This is a genomic window from Methanomicrobiales archaeon (genome assembly GCA_030019205.1).
Taxonomy (GTDB): domain Archaea; phylum Halobacteriota; class Methanomicrobia; order Methanomicrobiales; family JACTUA01; genus JASEFH01.
On the sequence record JASEFH010000050.1, the window covers coordinates 2,840 to 4,328 of the forward strand.

A 1,489-nucleotide genomic window follows, 5' to 3' on the forward strand; every position below is an offset into this window, starting at 1 on the left:
GGCGATCATGACAAGCGCGTAGATGAAACCGGCCGCCTTCGGGATCTGCTCCAGCACCATGGTACCAGGATTGGACCGATACCCATATGAAACTGGTGTAACTTACAGAGTTACAGCATGGAGTCCATCGTGGAGAACCTCGTCCTGCTCGGGATGAAGGAGTACGAGGCGAAGGTGTACGTGGCGCTGGTCGGGATGGGGGAGGGAAACGCCCGCCGGATCCACGAGACGAGCGGCGTGCCCCGCCCCCGGGTCTACGACATCCTGGAGGGGCTCGCGGCCAGGGGGTTTGTGGAAGTGCGTCAGGGCAGCCCGCTCGTCTACCGCCCCGTGAACCCGGAGACGGTCGTCGCCCGCCTGAAAGGCGATATCGACGCCGCAGCACGGGAGAGCGTCGAGGCGCTCGAGAAGCTCTCGCTCGACGCCCAGCAGCAGTACACCCCGATCTGGTACGTGCGGGGGGACTGGAGCATCGGACACCACCTCCGGGCCGTGCTGGAGAGCGTGGAAGACGATCTCCTGATCCTCTCTCTGGACAACCGCATCGTGGAGAAGTATGCCGACCTGATCGCCCGGGTCGGGCGGCGGCACCGCGTGCGGATCCTCTATGCCCGCCGCCAGGAGGCACCGCCAGTCCCGAACGCCGCCGCCTATGAGGTCGCCTCCCTCTGCGACTACTTCCGCGAGAACATCTACGAGCGGGTGCTCGCCGCTCCCGTGCTGCGGGAGGGTTCGACGTTTGCCGCGGAGTGCATCCTGCTCGCGGACGAGCAGGAGTCCATGCTCGTCTACACCCTCGACGGCGAACGGATGGCGGTGATCATCACGCTCCCCTTCATCACCTGCATGCAGGGGCGGCTCCTGGAGCAGATGCTCTTGCAGGCGCAACCGCTTGAGGCCCCACGGGAATAACAGGCGGGGCCGAAATGACCGGAACGTGCCGGGTTGGGAGACCATATAACGCCCGGCCCTTGTTGCGATACCGTGCCCCAGGCGGTTCCAACGAGCGAGTTTCCCAGGTCGTCCCGCGATTGCTCCACCCCTATCTGCAGCAGAGCATATGCCATGACTATTGCGATATGTCTCTTTAGAGTCTTCCTGGCTTTCCCGCTAGTATCGGTTATCGCCCCGTCTTCGCCGGGCATCCCATCTCTCTACGAGGACCGCGTCTCATCGACGGGAATATAGGGGACGAACCGCAGCAGGTCCGAACGGAGTCGCCCGATCCCGGTCCGCTCCATGAACCGCGCCGTCCGCTCTCCCCGCCCGGCATTCGCCCTGTAGTACTCCAGCAGGCGCTGGACGAGGTCGAGGACCTCGCCCTCGGCGAGGTTCCGCGCGATCTCGTCCCCGATGCGGGGCTCCCGCCCCCCGTTGCCCCCGAAGATGACGGTCCACCCTCTGTTCGTGCCCATGATGCCGATGTCCCGAAGACGGCTCTCCCCGCAGCAGCGGGGGCAGCCCGACACCCCGATCTTGATCTTGGCCG

2 protein-coding genes are annotated in these 1,489 nt (G+C 65.1%); one reads left to right on the top strand and one right to left on the bottom strand.

Annotation, left to right across the window (positions count from 1 at the left end; translation table 11 throughout):
• The first annotated feature begins 117 nt into the window (after positions 1-117).
• Positions 118-912, top strand: a complete 795-nt coding sequence (locus QMC96_13125) for a helix-turn-helix domain-containing protein (GenBank protein ID MDI6877697.1) — start codon at positions 118-120, stop codon at positions 910-912.
• Between the two features lie 242 nt (positions 913-1,154).
• Here QMC96_13125 and QMC96_13130 read toward each other — a convergent pair.
• Positions 1,155-1,489: NAD(P)/FAD-dependent oxidoreductase (locus QMC96_13130; GenBank protein ID MDI6877698.1), on the bottom strand; the 335-nt coding region annotated here is incomplete at its 5' end.